Origin of the sequence: Cellulophaga sp. 20_2_10 (genome assembly GCF_023476645.1) — a bacterium.
GTDB lineage: Bacteria > Bacteroidota > Bacteroidia > Flavobacteriales > Flavobacteriaceae > Cellulophaga.
Window position 1 is genome coordinate 151,328 of the sequence record NZ_JAMCOJ010000007.1, and the last position, 19,515, is coordinate 170,842.

8 protein-coding genes are annotated in these 19,515 nt (G+C 33.1%); 6 read left to right on the forward strand and 2 right to left on the reverse strand.

All coding sequences use genetic code 11. The features are described 5' to 3' along the window. The first annotated feature begins 7 nt into the window (after positions 1–7). The 5 genes from M4I21_RS13790 to M4I21_RS13810 all read left to right on the forward strand — a co-directional run bounded on the left by M4I21_RS13790 (position 8) and on the right by M4I21_RS13810 (position 11,989). A complete protein-coding gene (locus M4I21_RS13790; RefSeq protein ID WP_249559815.1) occupies positions 8–1,552 on the forward strand; it encodes a RagB/SusD family nutrient uptake outer membrane protein in 1,545 nt (514 codons plus the stop codon). A gap of 588 nt (positions 1,553–2,140) precedes the next feature. Next, the gene (locus M4I21_RS13795) at positions 2,141–5,122 is read left to right on the forward strand and encodes a SusC/RagA family TonB-linked outer membrane protein (protein ID WP_249559816.1); all 2,982 of its coding nucleotides are present in this window, start codon (positions 2,141–2,143) and stop codon (positions 5,120–5,122) included. A gap of 37 nt (positions 5,123–5,159) precedes the next feature. Next, complete coding sequence (locus tag M4I21_RS13800; protein ID WP_249559817.1) at positions 5,160–6,653, forward strand: RagB/SusD family nutrient uptake outer membrane protein; 1,494 nt, start codon at positions 5,160–5,162, stop codon at positions 6,651–6,653. Positions 6,654–7,260: 607 nt separating this feature from the next. Further along, positions 7,261–10,449 (forward strand): SusC/RagA family TonB-linked outer membrane protein, encoded by a 3,189-nt coding sequence (locus tag M4I21_RS13805; protein ID WP_249559818.1) that lies wholly within the window; start codon positions 7,261–7,263, stop codon positions 10,447–10,449. A gap of 10 nt (positions 10,450–10,459) precedes the next feature. Further along, positions 10,460–11,989, forward strand: coding sequence for a RagB/SusD family nutrient uptake outer membrane protein (locus M4I21_RS13810; RefSeq protein WP_249559819.1), 1,530 nt, complete (start codon positions 10,460–10,462; stop codon positions 11,987–11,989). A 150-nt stretch (positions 11,990–12,139) separates the two neighbouring features. Here M4I21_RS13810 and M4I21_RS13815 read toward each other — a convergent pair whose 3' ends face one another. Continuing rightward, complete coding sequence (locus M4I21_RS13815; protein WP_249559820.1) at positions 12,140–12,841, reverse strand: hypothetical protein; 702 nt, start codon at positions 12,839–12,841, stop codon at positions 12,140–12,142. A 10-nt stretch (positions 12,842–12,851) separates the two neighbouring features. Then, entirely contained in the window at positions 12,852–17,114 is a 4,263-nt protein-coding gene (locus M4I21_RS13820) for a T9SS type A sorting domain-containing protein (RefSeq protein ID WP_249559821.1), read from the reverse strand. 245 nt (positions 17,115–17,359) lie between these two features. On the opposite strand from M4I21_RS13820, the gene M4I21_RS13825 reads away from it, so the two are divergent. Next, positions 17,360–19,333, forward strand: a complete 1,974-nt coding sequence (locus tag M4I21_RS13825) for a putative porin (protein WP_249559822.1) — start codon at positions 17,360–17,362, stop codon at positions 19,331–19,333. Positions 19,334–19,515: the final 182 nt, after the last annotated feature.

Sequence of the window (19,515 nt, forward strand, 5' to 3'; positions counted from 1 at the left end):
TACTTTAATGAAAAATATATATAAAAAATCAATATTAATGTTTTCTATTGCAGCTACATTGGTAGGTTGTAATGAAGATTTTCTAGAAGAAACCCCTACTGAGTTTGTTTCTGCGGATGATGTTGCCCAAACTGGCGAAATTTATCCAGAAATTTTAGAGGGAACTTTAAGAGGTGTTTATGCAATGATGTATACTACAGGTACTGGAGGAACAACTAGACATGAAGATTTTGGACAAAAGGGATATGATGTAAATTCTGATTTATTGTCAGGAGATATGGCCTTAACGCAAAACTCTTATAGTAGGTATGTAAATGTAGCTCAGTTATTAGTTACAACGGATTATACTCAAACACAAGCAAATTATACTACTTGGAGGTATTATTACAGAATTATTGGTTCTGCTAATAATATTATTGCTGCTTCTGGTGGTAATGACGCTGTTATTACAGATGAAAACAAACATACAATTGGACAGGCAAAAGCTTTAAGGGCATATGCTTACTTTTATTTAACTCAGTTTTTTATCCCAGAATATACACCTGATTCTAAAATTTTGCCACTTTATATTACTGATACTAAAGGGGTGGCAGTTGAGCAAAGTAGAACAGAGGATGTATATAACCAAATAATATCAGATTTAAATGAAGCTATTACTTTGTTAGGTGATTTTGGAAGAGTTTCTAAGTATGAGATAGATCAAAATATAGCAAAAGGTTTATTGGCTTATGTTTACGGATCTATGGGTACTAGCGACGCTAACCTAAAAGCTAAGGATTTAGCTGAAGAAGTTATTGCTGGCACAGGTGCACCTTTAACAAGTTACAAGCAGACTAGTTATGTTGCTAGAGATGATTACGAAAATGAAAGTGAAGTTAATTTAGTTGGTGGTTTTAATGATGTTAATTCTTCTAGTTGGATTTGGGGAGTAGATATTACATTAGATGCTGGCCTTGATTTAATTTCTTGGTGGGGTCAAATGGATATATTTACTTATAGTTATCAAAGTGCTGGTGATATTAAGGGTATTGATCAAGGTTTGTTTAATCAAATTAATGATAAGGATATAAGAAAAACACAATTCTTAAACGACCCTACAGATGAGAATAACTTAATACCTTATAATAAGTTTTATAATGCAGGTAGAGAAAGAGATGGTCAAAGAAACATAGAAGATGATTATATCTATATGAGAGTTGATGAATTCTACTTGTTATCTGCGGAAATGTCTGCCAAAGAAGGTATGGATGTGGATGCAAGAAACAGATTGAAGGATATTCTTAAATTAAGATTTACGGAAGAAGACGCGGCTGAATATGCATATGTAGACGGCTTAACTGGTCAAGATTTAATTGACGAAATTTACTTGCAAACTCGTATCGAATTTTGGGGAGAAGGTAAAAGTTATTTAGCTTTAAAGAGAAATAAAGGAACTGTAGTTAGGGGTGATAATCATTTATTTGAAGTTGGGGTTCCGACGTTGTATAATGATGATAAGCTTACTTTAGAGATTCCACAAAGTGAAGTTCAAAATAATCCTTTTATTAATTAAGGAAATATATAGGTTCTTATTGAAGTAAGCTACCATATGTAAGTATTGTCAAAAGGCCACCCTAGGGGTGGCCTTTTTTTTGTTTAACTATAGCTTTTAATTAAAAAAAGGAGTATTAAGTTTAATATATGTTGTTTTTTACCGTTAAGCTTATTTTTTTTTAAATATTTTTATGCTCTCTTTAATACTCAAATTTTTATTTTTTTTTAGCTTAAAATAAGATTAAAAATAAGATCTGTTATGTAGTTTCCATTTTTTTTTAACAAGTCTATTCTTTAAATTTAAAACTAATTGCGTCAATGTTAATTATTTTTTAATAAATTGATAGCAAGTACATTATTTTTGTTTTTTTTATTCTGTGTCAGATTTTAGCTCTCAAAATCATTTTAAATTAATAAACGATCATTTAATAACTGTATTTGTTCATTTGTAGTGTTCACAGAACAACATAAAGCACAACTTTAAAAGCTAATTAATTAACTAATTTTATCATTTTTTAACATTTATTTTATATATTAACTCTTTATGTTTGGTGTTTTAACTTAAAATTGTGATTTTTGCTGAATACTAACTCAAAAACAAAAATAAATGAGAACAAAGGTAGCGTGGATTTTAACACCCTTACTGGTGTTATTAATGAGTTTCTCTTACGGACAGGAGAAAACAATTACGGGTAATGTTACGGATCATGAAGGTTTGCCATTACCAGGCGTTTCTGTATTAGTTGTTGGTACAATTAATGGAACACAAACAGACTTTAATGGTAAGTATACTATTAAGGCAAAAGTGGGGCAAGTATTGCGCTACAGTTATGTTGGACAGAAAACAGCAGAAAGAACTGTTGGTTCGTCAAGCACAATTAGTTTACAATTAGAGGAAGATGCAGAAGCATTAGAAGAAGTAGTAGTGGTAGGTTACGGTTCTGGAAAGAAATTAGGATCTGTAGTAGGGTCAGTTGTACAGGTTTCAGCAGATCAACTAGAAGCAAAGCCTTCTGCTAACGTTTTAGATGCAATGCAAGGTAAAGTTGCAGGTCTTCAAATTTTTTCAAGTTCAGGTGAGCCATCGGCAACTCAATCTATTAGATTGCATGGTGTTGGTTCTTTAAGTGGTAGTTCTACTCCTTTATTTGTATTAGATGGAATTCCATTAGCTAGTGGGTCGTTAGTGTCTTTAAACTCTAGAGATTTTGCAAGTGTAACTGTTTTAAAAGATGCATCAGCAACTTCAATTTACGGTTCTAGAGCAGCAAATGGTGTAATTTATATTACAACAAAAAAAGGTAAAAAAGGCGAATCAGTTATTAATATATCAACTCAATACGGATATACTAAACTAGCTAATACAGATTTTTTTGAAAGTGTAATGAATAGGGAAGAATTTTTAAGTTTTAACTTAGAAAATGGTACATATAGTCAAGCAAACGTTGACTTTATTAATGATGAATACCCTAATACAGATACACAATGGTATAAAACCTATTATAAAGATTACGCACCGTCATTACAAACAGATATTTCTATTTCTGGTGGTAGTGAAAATGGAAAAAACACGTACTTCATTTCAGGTAGTTTATTCCAACAAGAAGGTTTAGCGTATCGTTCAGATTTTGATAGATATACTTTACGTTCTAATGTAACTTCTCAAGTTAAAGATTGGTTAAAATTAGGTTTAAACTTGTCTTTAGGGTATGATACAAGACAAGTTAACCCTTATGGTTCTAATAGTACTAACAGAGGTTTAGGATTGTTGGCACAGCCATTCTATTCTCCTGTAGATGAAAATGGTGATATATACGAAGATGAACGTATACCAGGATGGAATCGTTACCACCCTAACTATTTAGCAGATAAATTACCAAATGAATTTAATAACCTTCAATTAAATCCATCTGGATACTTAACTATTACACCTGTAAAAGATGTAACATTTAAGTCTCAAATGGGATTAGAATTGTTTGATGGAAGAAGATCAAGTAAGACATTACCATCTTATGTAGCTTCATTAGGTGATGGTGCAGCTGCTGAAAGTTTTGTAAGAGGAGTTACACAGACCATTACAAATACACTTGAATATAAATTTGATTTTTCAGATGTTCATAATTTTACAGCTTTAGTTGGTCAAGAATATGTTAGATATGATCAAGAGGCATTTGGAGCATCATCTGGAGGTCAGTCAGACGATAGATTAACATTATTAGAAGCAGGTATAGATCCAGCCCAAAGAGGTAATACTCATTCTAAAACTGAGTACGCTTTTGATTCTTATTTTGGTAGATTAGAATATAACTTTGATAACAAGTACTTTTTAGATGGTTCTGTACGTAGAGATGGTTCTTCTAGATTTGGAGCAGATAATAGATATGCAAATTTCTGGTCAGCTGGTGCTATGTGGAAAGTATCAAAAGAAGCATTTTTAGCAGATGTTAATTGGTTAGACGATTTATCATTAAGAGCAAGTACGGGTACTAGTGGTAATTCTTCAGGAATAGGCAACTACCAGTCTTTAGCTTTAGCTGGTAATGGGCAATATGATACAGCTTCTACAGCATTTATTTCTACTGCAGGTAACAATGAATTATCTTGGGAAAGTCAGAAAAAAACAACAATAGGTTTAAAAGTTGGTTTGTTTGATAAAGTTCGTTTAGATATGGAATATTACAATAGAGTTACTACTGACATGTTAGTTAGTGTTCCTGTACCATTTACAACTGGTTTCTCAGACATAACTTCTAATGTTGGTTCATTACAGAACAGAGGTATAGATGTTGCTATAGATTTTGATTTAGTAAAAGGGGATGATTTTTTCATTACACCTTACGTAAACTTAAACTATAACCAAAATAAAGTTACAGAGTTATTTCAAGGAAGAGATTATTGGATAGTTCCAAATACAGGTGTTGCTTGGGCTGTAGGTAAAGAATTAACATATTTATATCCTGTTTTTCATGATGTTAATACTCAGACTGGTCAGCCAGAATGGTATGTTCCAAATGCTGAAGAAGGAGATAGAGTTAACTCTAATTTTGATGAGAATAACGTAACGTCTACTTTCTCTCCTACAGATTTACAACAAAATACAGGTAAAGATCGTTACCCTCCGTTAAATGGTGGTTTTGGTTTAAACGCAGGTTACAAAGGTTTTTCTTTACAAGTTGATTTTGCTTTTTCAAGTGGTAAATATTTAATAAATAATGATAGATACTTTTATGAAAACCCTAATGTTTTTGGAGGATTTAATACAGCTAAAGTTTCTAATGATTATTGGAGAAACCCAGGAGATGAAACACAATTTCCAGCATGGGATTATCAGTTCACTCAATTTGATTCTCGTTTAATTGAAGATGCATCATTTATTAGAATGAAAAATATATCGTTAGGGTATTCTTTACCTCAAGATATTATTGAAAAGGTTGGTTTTGTAAAAGGAGTTAAGTTTTATGTAGTTGGTCGTAACTTACTAACATGGACAAAGTTTACTGGACCAGATCCAGAAGTAGATTCTAACCTTACTTTAGGAACAAACCCTAATACTAAGCAGTTTACTTTTGGTGTAGATATTAAACTTTAAGTAATAGATCAGATATAAATTTGAAAGATATAAACTTATGAAAAAAAATATATTTAAAAAAATACTACCGTTAGCAGTCATTATTACTACTGTTATGTCGTGTAGTGATGACCTAGAACGTAACCCTTATGATACTATAGGGGTTGATCAATCTTTTGTGACTTTTGCTGATGCTCAAAACTGGAACAATGGATTTTATCAAAGCATAAGAGGAACAGTAAGTGGTTACACACAATTCTCAACAGATTTACAAGCAGATCAGTTAAATGCAACAACAGATTTTGGAAACAGAAATGGATTTGTACATAGATGGGAAGGTTTTTTAGCTGCTGATGGAGGTATCTCTAGTGTTTGGCAAAATTATTATTCAAGAATTACGGATATTAACATAGCCTTAGAAGGTTTTAATAACTTTAACTTCGAAGATGCTGCAGAAATAGCTGACTTGAATAAATTTAGAGCAAATGCTCATTTTGGTAGAGCTTTTTATTACTTTGGATTAGTTAACAGATATGCTAAACCTTATAACCCAAGTACTGCAGCAAGTGATTTAGGAGTGCCTGTAGTTTTAGTTTATGATGTTAATGCGCAGCCTTCAAGAAGTACAGTAAAAGAGGTTTACGATCAAATATTAGCAGATTTACAGGTTGCTAAATCAACTTTATCGGGTGTTCCTGGTATACAAGGTGCAACTACTTTTAATAGGGATGTTGTACTAGCTCTTGAAGCTAGAGTAAAATTAAATATGCAAGACTGGGCAGGAGCAAAATCTGCTGCTGATCAATTAATTGGTTCAGGAACATACCCTTTAATTACAACAGAAGTTGGGTTACAAGATATGTGGACAAATGATTTTGCTCAAGAGGTTATTTTTATGCCTTTTGTAAGTGCTCCAGATGAATTAACTGCCAATACGGGTGGTATATATTTAGGTTATGATGGAGGTTCGGATACTTACTCTCCAGATTTTTTACCTTCTCAATGGGTTGTAGATATGTATGATGCTGCAGATTACAGAAAGAATGTATACTTTACGCAGCCTAGTACTATTCGTTTACAGAACGGAGATTTTACTGGAATAACTGTAGTTAATAAATTCCCTGGTAATCCAGCTTTATTTACTGGTCCTTTTACAAATTACCAACATGCTCCAAAAGTCTTTAGAATTGCAGAGATGTATTTAATTTCTGCTGAAGCAGCTTTAAATATTCCAGGTGCAGATGCGGCAACTCCTTTAAACGCTTTAAGAGCGGCAAGGAATGTAGCAACTATACCAGCTCCTACAATGCAAGATTTAAAAGATGAAAGGTTTAGAGAATTGGCATTTGAAGGATTTAGATTGGATGATTTAAAAAGATGGGGAGAAGGTTTTACTCGTAGAGCTCCTCAAAATACAAGTACTATTAATACAGGATCTGGTTATGAAGGTTTAAGTCAACCAGCTGGTGCTGATAAATTTATTTGGGCAATTCCGGCTAGAGATTTAACAGTTAATCCAGGACTTAAAGATCAACAGAATCCAGGTTGGTAAAAAGTTGTCTTATCTATTAAGGAACAAATAAAAATAATTTAGCCTGAATAGCACAATTGTGTTATTCAGGCTTTTATTTTCCTAACTAATACCTTTAGAATAAATTAATATTTAATCGCCAAGAGCCTTGCTCTTGGCGGTTTTTTTATGGACCATTTCTTTTGTTAAGTAAAACCTTGCTACTTAGCAAACATAAACTACGTGTTAAAAAAGCACGCCTTTATCTTACGGGCCAAATCCTATTTTATTTACTTTTACTTCTTTTGTATTATTAATTTAGCAAGAAAACAACTCTTTTTTTGATTTATATTTAATAAAACGTCTCTTTTTTTTAAATTAATTGTAATTAACAAATCTTTAGCGCGACAAAGCTTCTCATAGATACTTTTTAAGTTACTGATTTTCTTATTTATGAAGTTTTTTGGGTAGTACTAATTCTTTGTAAGACAATGAATTTACTAAGTATCTATATTTTTTATTAAATAATTTTCAGTCTATCTCTATTGTTTGTTAATCACATTAAAAGATTAATTAAATGTTAATCTCTTACTTGTTCTTTTAACAAATAGTTTAGGAAAAAGCTGAAGCTAACTCAAAACTAAATTAAATGAGAAAAAAAGTAACTTGGATTTTAACACCCTTGTTGGTGTTACTAATGAGTTTCTCTTACGCACAAGAGAAAACAATTACGGGTAGTGTTGCAGATCAAGATGGTTTGCCATTACCAGGTGTTTCTGTTCTAGTTGTTGGTACAACAATAGGGACGCAATCAGATTTTGATGGTAATTACGCTATTAAGGCAAGTACAGGTCAAATATTACGTTACAGTTATATTGGACAAAAAACAACGCAAAGAACTGTTGGTGCTTCTAGTGTAATTAATTTGCAGCTAGAAGAAGATGCAGAAGCTTTGGAAGAAGTTGTAGTAACGGCTTATGGTGTTCAGAAAAAAGAATCACTTACAGGATCAATAGCAGAAATAAAATCAGAAGAAATAGCAAAAGTGGCTTCTGGTAATGCTGTTACAGGTTTAACGGGTAAAGTGTCCGGAGTTCAAATTTTTTCAGGATCAGGGCAACCAGGTTCAGCACCTATCGTGCGGTTTAGAGGTATTGGTTCTTTAAATGGATCTTCTGCTCCTTTGTATGTTGTAGATGGTGTTCCTTATAATGAATCTATTACATCTTTAAACCCAAATGATATTGAAACAATTTCATTTTTAAAAGATGCTGCCGCTGCTGCTTTATATGGAAATAGGGGAGCTAATGGTGTTATTATTGTAACTACTAAAAAGGGTAAAGCGGGTAAAGTAAGTGTAAATTTAGATGTAAGAACTAGTTTTACTAGTAGAGCAACTAAAGATTATGACGTATTTAACGATGCTGGTGAATACTTACAAGCATACCATAAAATGCTAAAAAGTAATGATATTGTTGAGAATGGTACAGATGTAGCTACTGCAGGTTTAAATGCTTCTGCTAATTTATTTGATGGTACCCAAGGTTTGGTTTATAATCCATTTGGCGGAGATAGAACTACAGTTGTAGATCCTACTACTGGTATTTTAAGATCTGGAAATCAATTATGGACATCTGACTGGGAAGACGAGTTATTTAATGACGGCAGCGGAATACAAACTTTGTATGCTAGTGTTGCAGGTGGAACAGAAAAGGCAACTTATTTCTTTTCTGTAGGTAACGAAGACAACACGGGTTATAATGTTAATACAGGATTTAAAAGATTAACATTAAATATGAATATGAGTTCTCAAATTAATGATAACATTAAAATGGGAGTATCTGCTAACTATGCAAACAGAGAGCAAACCGGTACCTTAACTAATAATATTACAGGTAATTTTGCGTGGGTAAGAAACATAGCGCCTATTTATCCTGTTTTTGCAGTAGACCATGCAACAGGAGCAACAGTTTTAGATGATAAAGGAAATCAACTTTGGGATTGGGCAGATGTAACTTCTCCAAATGCAACTGCAGGCAGACCGTTTAATGGGTTTTCTAACCCACACGCATTACAAACTTTAAACGTAAACAAGTCTGTAAGAGACAATCTTACGTCTAGAGCTTTTACTGAAATTAAATTTTTAAAGGATTTTGTCTTTACATATAATTTTGGTTTAGATCTTGCATTTTATAATACGACCAATTATACGAATAAAATTGTGGGTAGTTCTGCATCTTCAGACGTTAATGGTAGGTTATCAGAACAATTTGGAAGAGGTACAACATATACAAACCAACAATTACTAGGTTGGAAAAAAACAATTGGAGAGAATCATAACTTAGATATTTTGTTAGGTCATGAGAACTCAGATTACAATTTTAAGTTTTTAGACGCTAATAAAAAGAATCAATTTATTTCTAATGATATATCCGCTAGTCTTTTTGCAGAGAATGATGGTGCTGGTAATGTAACTGGTGGTCCAACAGAATATCTTTTAGAAGGTTTCTTTGCTAGAATGTTATACGATTTTGATAGCAAGTACTACATAAACGGAAGTTTTCGTAGAGACGGTTCATCTGTTTTTTCTGAAGACAATAGATGGGGTAACTTCTGGGGTGCTGGTGTAGCTTGGAGAATATCTAAAGAGTCTTTTATGGATAATGTAAACTGGATTAATGAGTTAAAACTAAAATCTAGTATTGGTCAACAAGGAAACGATTATGTAGGTTACCCAGACAATACAGCGGTAAGAAATTATGCTCCTTATTTAGATCAGTGGGATGTTACATCTGATGGCGAAGAGTTTAATTTAAATAAAACCGTTTTAGGTAATGAAAATTTAAAATGGGAGACATCTACTAATTTTAATGCCGGTTTTGAACTAAATATGTTCGAAAATAGACTAAGAATAGAATCTGAATATTTTCAACGTAAGATTACAGATTTAATTTTTAACAGACCATTGCCAAATTCTTCTGGTTTACCATCTATTCCAGAAAACGTAATGGATATGCAAAATGTTGGTGTAGAAGCAAGTATTTCTTATGATATTATTAGAAATCAGAATTTAAACTGGACAGTAGATCTTAATGCTACACATTATAAAAACGAGATTACAAGATTAGCTCCAGGGAGAGATTTTATAGATCCAGGAACAGTTTACAGATGGGAAAAGGGTAGTAGTGCTTTTGATTATTACATTCGTGATTTTGTAGGTGTAAACCCAACTAATGGTAATGCTATATGGTATACTTCTAGTGAGTTTGAAGCTGATGGTACAACGCCAATAGTAAACAACCAAACAGAAGATTACTCAGTCGCGTCCGAAACTAATTTAGGGAAATCTGCTTTGCCAGATGTTAATGGTGGTTTTACATCATCACTTACCTATAAGAATTTAGATTTTAGCTTTGCGCTTTCTTACCAATTTGGAGGTTATGCTTTTGATGCTATCTATAATGATGCCTTTGGTGGTGGAATTGGAGAAAATCTAAGTAAAGATTTTTACAATACTTGGACGTATGACAATACAACGGCAAGTTTACCAAGAGTTATAGATGGTTCTAGAAATTACAATACATCAGATTTACTTTTGCAAAAATCAGATTTTATTAGTCTTAATGATGTTTCTATAGGGTATACTTTACCTAGTGACGTTGTAGAGAAAATTGGTTTATCTAAAGTTAGAATATACGGCTTAGGTAACAACTTAGCTTTATGGACTGCTTCTGGTAGACAAGGTTTTGACCCAAGAGCAAGTGTTACTGGTGGTAATAATTCTGTTAGGTATGCAACGTTAAAGACGTTTACATTAGGTTTAAATGTTAATTTTTAAAAGTATAAAAATGAAAAAGATATTATTTATTACTACAGTACTAGCTGTTTTGGTTAGTTGTAGTGAAGATCAGTTAGAGTCTGATCTAGAAAATATAGTTACAGATGCTACTATTTCAGAATTAGCAGAAGAATCTCCTGAAGCATTACTGTCTACGGCAAGTTCTTTTGATACAGGTACCATAAACAACATGCGTACGTTTGATGTTGCTGGTACAGGAGGTAACCATAATGATTACGGACAAAAATCTATTGATGTAATGATGGATATAATGTCTAATGATATGTTAGATTCTAATAACGGTTGGTGGTACGATGATTTGTATAAATACATTGGTAGAACACAAGAGTCTGGTACAGAAACTAATCTTATTTGGGATTATTACTATGAAATTATTAAAGGAGCTAACCAAACAATTACTCTTATAGGTGAGCTAGATGAGTCCGTTTTAACTGCAGATTTATCTTATGTACTATCTAGATCTAAAGTTGTTAGAGGTTTAGCATATTTAGAGTTGATACAGATATACCAAAAAGGACAGCCTGCAATGTCAGATCCAGGTGTGCCACTTATAGATCCTACGGCAGATTTAATTAATGGGCCGGGTTTTGGTAGATTAACTGTGCAAGATGCTTACAACCAAATTGAAGCAGATTTAAAAGATGGTTATGATGGGTTAGAGGGTTTTTCTAGACCAGATAAAACTGTAATTAACCAAAATATTGCAGCAGGTTATTTAGCTCGTTTTTATTTATTGTCTAAAGATTACACTAAAGCGGTACAGTTTGCAGAAATTGCAAAATCTGAAGGAGCTTTGGCAGCAGATCAATTGTTAGATGGTTTTCAATTTATCTCTAATTCAGAGTGGTTATGGGGAGCAGATATAAATGGAGATACATCTTCTCTTTTTGCATCGTTCTTTTCCCAAATGCAATCGTATTCTCCAGTGCAGAAAGCAGCAGGTGGAGTTACTCCAGGATATACTGGTCAATTAGGACATCATAGAACAGTAGATGTTCGGTTATTTAATGCCGTATCTCCTACAGATATTCGTAGCAATTGGTTTGGTCCAGATAATGGATTAATAGATCAGCCAAAACCAGGACAGATTTATAATTATAAATTTTATGACGATACTTTTTTTGAAGCAGATTACGTGTATATGAGAGTTTCAGAAATGTATTTAATCATTGCAGAGGCTAAAGCGGCTAATGGTGATGATGGTGGAGCAGCTCAGGAATTATACGAGTTAATTTCAACCAGAGATCCAAATTATACCTTATCTATGAATTCTGGTTCTAGTCTAATGGATGAAATTAGATTGCATAGACGTATAGAATTATGGGGAGAAGGATTTGGTTTGTTAGATATGAAAAGGTGGAATGTTGGTTTGGTTCGTGATTTTGAAGGAACAACACATCCTAATAATCCAGCTTCTTTTTATAACATACCTGCAGGTGATGCAAGGTTTACATTTCAGATACCTGAAACAGAGATTAACTTAAATGATGCTATTACTCCTGCAGATCAAAATCAGTAGAAGATATAATACTATCATTGAGAGTTTAATTAAGATTAAATTTAGCCTGAACAATTATTTTGTTCAGGCTTTTTTTGTGAGTTGTTTGCAAATAAAAAACGCTCTTAGATGTAAATCTAAGAGCGTTTCTGTACTTTATAGGTAAGTAGTTTATTCTACCTTAAACTCAAATACTTCCGAATTAGAAGTGTTGTTCTGACTGTCTTTTGTAACTACTTTCCAATAATATACGGTATTAGAAGTAACAGTAGCATCTATAGTAATATTAGTAGTTGTGCCAATGCTTGTAGTTGGGTTATTAGTAGTGTCTAAAAATATTTCGTATTCCTCAATATCATCATCAACATCTGCACCAGACCATCTTAAAGATGCTGTAGTAGTCGTTACAATTGTAGCACCTCTCGCAGGACTAACAGCTTCTGCCGGAAACGGAGCATAGTTTTCTATACCTACACCTTGATTGTAAAATTTCCAAACAGCACTTGTAGCGGTTTCTGTTGTTCCGATTGCTTTAGAGGTTACAAACCATTCGTAAGGGGTTCCGCGATCAATAGTTATAATTTCTGCAGTCGTATTTACAGTTGTTTTAGTACTGTTACCGGTTGCTAAGTTTTTAATGTTTATTTCATAACTATCTGTGTCCTGGGCAGCATTCCAGCTAAATTCTACAGAACTACGTGTATCACTTATTATAGTTCCTTCATTACACTCTGTATTGTTAACGGGGAATACTAAAGTTGTTGCCTTAGGTGAAGCAACAGGATCTGGAGTGTCACCTCCATCATCACTACCGCCACCACAAGACACTAATAAGAAAGTGCTAATACAGGTTAATTTATAGGCTATTTTCATTTTTATCAATTTATTTTCTAATTATTTTATACGTAAGTAATGTTTCGTCGGTTTTAATGTTTAGAACATATATACCTCTTGCTAATGCGTCTACATTAAATTTTATGGCACTATTGTTTGTAGGGTAGTCCTTTTTAAAAACACGTTTACCGTTAATAGAGAATAAAGAAACCTCTACTTTTAGAAGTTCTGGTTTGTTTAATTCTATGGTTAAATCGCCACTAGAAACAGGATTTGGATATATAAAAATATCAGCACTAGATATTATACGTTCTTGGTATAGACCTTGACAGTCTTTATCCGTTTTAATACTAATGTTATTTTCAATTTTCCCCAAAGGAAGAGTGATCTCATTTTTTGTGGTAGTGTAAACTTTATCGTTTATATGAATAGTATAAACGGTTCCGCCAGATAAATTAAATGTTACTTTATTAGAAACAGAATTTACTTTTGAAGATACAGACAAAGCTTCTGGTTCAGAAATAGAAACAGTGAAACAATTCTCATAATCAGTTTGTCCTTCTACAGTGATACAAATAGTATATGTACCTAGTGGTAAATCACTAAAAGAAACAACATCTGTAAATTGTGTAGTCTCATTTTTAGCACCACTAATAACAGCAGTGTAGTTATAAGTTTCCTCTGCGGTAATTTCTATTGATCCATTATTGCTAGAAATACAACTTTCTCCAGTTGTTTTTATTCTAAAATTAGATGTTGGCAACGAAAATACAGCACAACCATTAACATCTACTACAGTGTTTGGCGCTGTAGTTGGGCATATGTCTACGCTGTCTAAAACACCATCATTATCATTGTCATCATCACAAACATCTCCAATAGTATCGTTGTCTAAATCCGCCTGGTCTATGTTTGCTATTAATTTGCAATTATCATTTACATCTAATATTCCATCATCATCATCATCTGTATCACAAACATCACCTATGCCGTCTCCGTCTGTGTCTAACTGGTCAGCGTTTGCAATAGTAGGACAATTATCATCTACATCTAGAATACCATCATTGTCATCATCGTCATCATCTTGCTCACCATCTAAAATGAAATCGTCTATAACAACACCTTCTTGAGATACACCTGGATCTGAATGAAAAACTATTCTAAATATAATTTCATCTTCTAGTGCTAAATTAGTTTCTCCTAAAGCAGCATTTGTATTAAAATCGTACGCATACTCTGTAAATGTAGCATTGGTTCCTGTCCATTGCTTTCCTGGACAATTCTGACAGTCATCGGCAACTCCAGATGAAGAATTGGTTCTATCGCTATTATACCAATTTGGCTGGCTATTTATACTTCCAAGGGTACTCCATTCTTTTCCTTGATTTGTAGAGTATTCTACATAAACTATATCCCAATTTTCTTCTAAGTCATATGCCATTTTAAATTTAAGTACTGGATTTGCTATTGTAGAAATGTCATAACAATTACTCATTAAAAATGCTTTTGTATTGTTTGGGTATTCACCAACTAGGTTTGTAGCATATACCTCAGTTCCTGAACTGGCACTATTTAGTAGTGTGCCTGAAGGAATTCCTTTCTCCCAGAGACTATTACTGCTTGCATCATTATAGGTTACAAGTGCATCTTCCGTATTATCAAAAGTATTCATGACAGATCCGGCACCTTCTTTATTTATGTAAATTACGGTAGATTTAGTATTGTTTGTTTCAAATGTATCGCCAGGAACAGTTACAGAAATATCTAAAGAAGCTTTGCCAAATATAGTAGGTGTAATAGTTGGTAATGTTATGGTTGTAGATTCGTTAAAATTTAAAGTTCCATTCCATACAAAAGTTTCGTCTGTGTTATTTAAACCATATGTAATATTTACCTCATTAATAGGATTAGTTCCAATATTCTTTATTTCTATATCCGTAGAAACATCTCCACATAAAATAGAATTTAAAGGTAATGAGATAGATTTTAGGCTAACATCGTTTTCTGGATCCCTAATAGGTATAGGAGATTGCCAAACACCTCTACCATAAGTTGCGGCAGTTAAAATGTTTTCATTTAAATTGATGTCTAAATCACCAATTGCAACACTTGGTAAGCTGGTATCGTACTCTTCCCATTCTGTTAAAGTATCATCAAGCCTAAAAACACCTAAACTTGTGCCAACATAGATTGGGTTATCTTCATGTAGTCCTTGATGTACAATACTAAAGAATGCCTGATCATTTGGTAAGTTTAGTGTAATATCTTCTTGAGTTACAACTGTGCCGTCAGAAGTTATTTTGTAAACTCCACGTGAAGATGATTGTCCAGATAATGCAATTCCTATTCTGTTAGATGTTGTTGCATATACTATAGAACTATTAGAGACGTTTACGGCTAAATCAGAAATAAACCCTGGCAGTATAATATGGCTACTAAAAGTTATGCCTTTATCTATACTTTTGTAAATAGTTCTATTCTTTACGGCATATATTGTGTTAGCATCATTAGGATCTGTTTCTAAGTCATCAATATTTCCAGAGCCTAAATTTGTAGAGATTTTACTCCAACTTGCCCCTTCTAATTTATATACTGCTTCAAAACCAGCAAATACATCTCCGTTGCTGTTAATTGCAAGTGGTGTAATCCAGTTTCCTTCAATGTCTTCGTCTGCCGAATCTTTCGGTGGTCCAATTTGGCCTATTGTTTCTCCCGAATTGGTTGAAATATTTAATGATCCTCCATATTGAGTAAAGCCATAAACTAGGTTATTGTTGTTTGGATCTATAACATTATCCATACCATCACCACCATGGTAATTACTCCATTGGTTGTTATTAAAAATGTTACCTCCATTATCTTGTAATCCTCCAATCATTTTAGAAGCATCATCTTCTGCAACACTTATTCTGTAGAATTGTCCTATAGACATACCATTTGTAACATCTGTAAATGTTGTGCCATTATTACCTGAGACATATAAACCACCATCACTACCACAAAAAAGATTAGAGCCAAACATTTTTAAGGTATGTATATCTGCATGGGTATAAGAATTGTTGTTAGAGCTCCAGTTATTACGTCTGTTAAAGCTATTACCTCCATTTGTACTTCTCCAAATATTTAAGCAGCCAGTAAAAATTGTATTTTCATCTGTAGGAGAAACTTCTAAAGCTAAGTCAAACCAGGCTTGGTTAGACTCTAAAACATCTACAGTGTTAGATGTTTTTGTAAAAGTTGTTCCGCTATTGGTCGATTTGTAAAAACCTTGAAAAGAATAATCTGTAGCAGCGCTTAAGACATAAACAATATCATTGTTTGCAGGTGTAACACCTAAAACTAATCTTCCAGATGAAGTTGGTAGGTTGCTGGTGATGGTATTAAAAGTATTTCCGCCATCAGTAGACTTGTAAAAGGCATTAAAAGAAACGGCATAAATAGTATTACTGTCTCCGGGTTTTAATTTAAAATCTGTTATGTTGTCAGATAGTTTATTGGTCCAAGTAGTACCTCCGTCTATAGTTTGGTATAGCCCAGCGCTAGAGCCAACCCATACAATATTACTATTCGAAGGGTCTATAGTAATCTCATTAGTTAAAAAATTAATTCCACTATCAATTGTTGTCGTATTTAAGCCAGTTTCATTCCATGTTGTTCCGCCGTCTGTAGATTTAAATACGCCAATACTATAGGAGTCTGCTGCATCATCATCGCCTGTAGAAATGTATATAATATCAGAATTATTAGGATCAACGGCAATACCAGATACTCCAATTTGTAAAAAATCAGAAAATAAGCTTGTCCAGCTACTTCCTGCGTTGGTAGATTTCCATATGCCACCTGCAGGTGCGCCGGCATACCAAATATCTGCATTATTTGGGTCCACAGTTATTGCGTTAATTCTACCGTTTCCAGGTAGTCTTCCTGCAAAGGCATTACTTGTAGATGGTCCTACATTTGTCCAGTTGCTGGTTGGGTTAATTTTACCAGCTCTATTTTCTTTAGCTTGCCATGAATCCCATATTTGTTTAGAAGAAGGAATGTTTCCATTACTGTTTTCAAAGTTTATCCAGTAATTATGCCACCTCATAAAAGGTTTATGACCACTCCCTTTAGCGTCTTTGTTTTTTATTTTCCAATAATCGTCAAAAGAAACTTTAATTTCTTCAATAGAAAAAGATGAGTTTGCGCTTTTGGATGCAGTATTTCTTTTTTCTTTTTTTAATTTCTTTATCCAAGGAGCTGCTTCATTAAATTGAGCAAAAGAAAAAGAACAAGTTAATAAAAGGAGTAATAGTAGTTTTTTATTCATTTTGATATGTTTGGTAGGGATACTTATAATTTTAAATGCTAAATAATTATTTAACATTTAATTAAGATTTTTGCCGTAAATATCTTAATTAAAGAGGTTATTTACAAGGTAAATTTCATTTATTGTTAATTTCATCTTAAAAAATAGAATTGAGAGCTATGTTTAGTATAGTCTCCAAAAGCTAACAAAACTTTCACAGCTAGTTAAATGTAAAAAAATTACCTTTGCTTATATTTTTTTTATAAATGAGATATATAGTATTTGTAATATTTTTGTGGAGTGCAATTGCTTTTGCACAAGATCCGGCAGGTTCTAAAAAAGGTTTAGATCCTAAGGGACCTAAGAAACCAGCTAAGGTTTTAAAAGAAGGGGAAGAGGAAAAGCCTAGTGTAGAAGAATATAAAATTTTCACTATTAAAAGAGACACTGTCTTTTTAGATACTACGCTTAGTATCCAAAAAGAGTATAAGTATAATTATTTAAGAAAAGATGGTTTTGAACTAATGCCTTTTTCAAATATAGGTAAACCCTCAAATGCTCTTGGGCTAGATTTAAATAATTCTAGTATGTATCCCTCTCTAGGAGCTTCTGCTTTGGGAGGTAATTATAGGGAGGTAGAGGATATTAAATATTACAATGTTCCAACACCTTTAACGGAGTTAATGTTTAAAACAACAATGGAACAAGGACAATTGCTAGATGCAATGCTAACATTTAATATGTCTCCAGAGTTAAACGTTTCTTTAGGGTATAAAGGCTTTAGGTCTTTAGGGAAATACAATTACAATCAGTCTGAGTCTGGCAACTTTACTGTAACTACAAATTATAATTCTAAAAATAAGAGATATCAAATGCTAGCCCATATAGCAGTTCAAGATGTTGTTTTTGAAGAAAATGGGGGCTTAATAGATGGAGAAACCCAGTTTGAATCTGGAGATACGGAATTTTCTAGTAGGGATAGACTAGATGTAGCTTTTATAGATGCTGAAAGCGAAATTTTAGGAAAGAGGTATTTTTTAGATCATCAATACAGGCTAATTAATAAAGCAGAAGACTCAACAAGTAGCGCTATTGCTACTTCTATAGCAGTAGGGCATCAGTTTAATTATGAGACTAAATTTTCTAAGTTTAATCAGACCGAACAATCAGATTATTTTGGAAATTCTTTTTTAGCAGAAACAGAAGATAAAGCCCAGTTGCAATCAACCTATAATCAGCTAAACGCAACTTTTTCAAATAGATTATTAGGTAAGTTAAAAGGCTACGTGGGTATTTATAATTACAATTACTTTTTCAAGAGCCTTCTAATAACACCTACGGGTACAATAGATAGTCAATATAAAGGAACCGATATTTCATTAGGGGCAGAGTATAGTAAAAGAATAGGTCAGTTTAATCTGCGCGGAGACGCAGCTTATAACTTATCAGGAGATTTAGGTGGTAGTTTAATTAATGCAGAAGCAACATATATATATAAGGACAAGCATAAGTTTGTTGCATCTCTGCATAACGAATCTAGGATGCCAAATTTTAACTTCTTGCTTTATCAGAGTAATTACGAAAATTACAACTGGCAAAATACAAGTAATTTTGATAAGCAAAACATAAACAGTTTGGCTTTTGAATATAGTTCAAATGCTTATGGTACAATCGCAGCAAAATATACCAATATAGATAAGTATACCTATTTTGGGTCTACAGCTACTCAAGAACAGATAGATGGTGGAGAGGAAAATGCATATGTAAAACCGTTTCAAGAAAGTGCGTCTGTTGGTTATTTAAAGGTAAAGTATAATAAAGAGTTTAAATTTGGTCGTTGGGCATTAGACAATACTATAATGTATCAAAACGTTTCTCAATCTAATCAAGTGCTAAATCTGCCAGATTTAGTAACAAGGAATACCCTTTATTTTTCTAAGAAAGTATTTAAAGGAGCAATGTTTATGCAAACCGGAGTTACTTTTAAGTACTTTACGGCTTATAATATGAATGCTTACAACCCTGCTTTAGGAGAATTCTATACTCAAAACCAGCAGGAGTTAGGTGCGTATCCAATGCTAGACTTCTTTATCAATGCTAAAGTAAAGCAGACACGGATCTATTTAAAAGCGGAGCACTTCAATTCATCCTTTACTGGTTACGACTATTATTCAGCTCCAAACTACCCCTATCGCGACTTTGTAGTTAGGTTTGGACTAGTGTGGAACTTTTTTTCGTAATTAAAAAAAGGATGCAAGGATAATAGTAGCACACTTCTCTATACATATATGGTATACATCTTTTCTTTATATATAGGTTGATAATAGCCTTGACTAAGGCAAAGAACCTGCGATAAAGTGTGTGGTTTTGGGAGGGTTTGTTATTTTGTTTAAAACGGGTTAAAAAAGATGCTTGTTTAAGG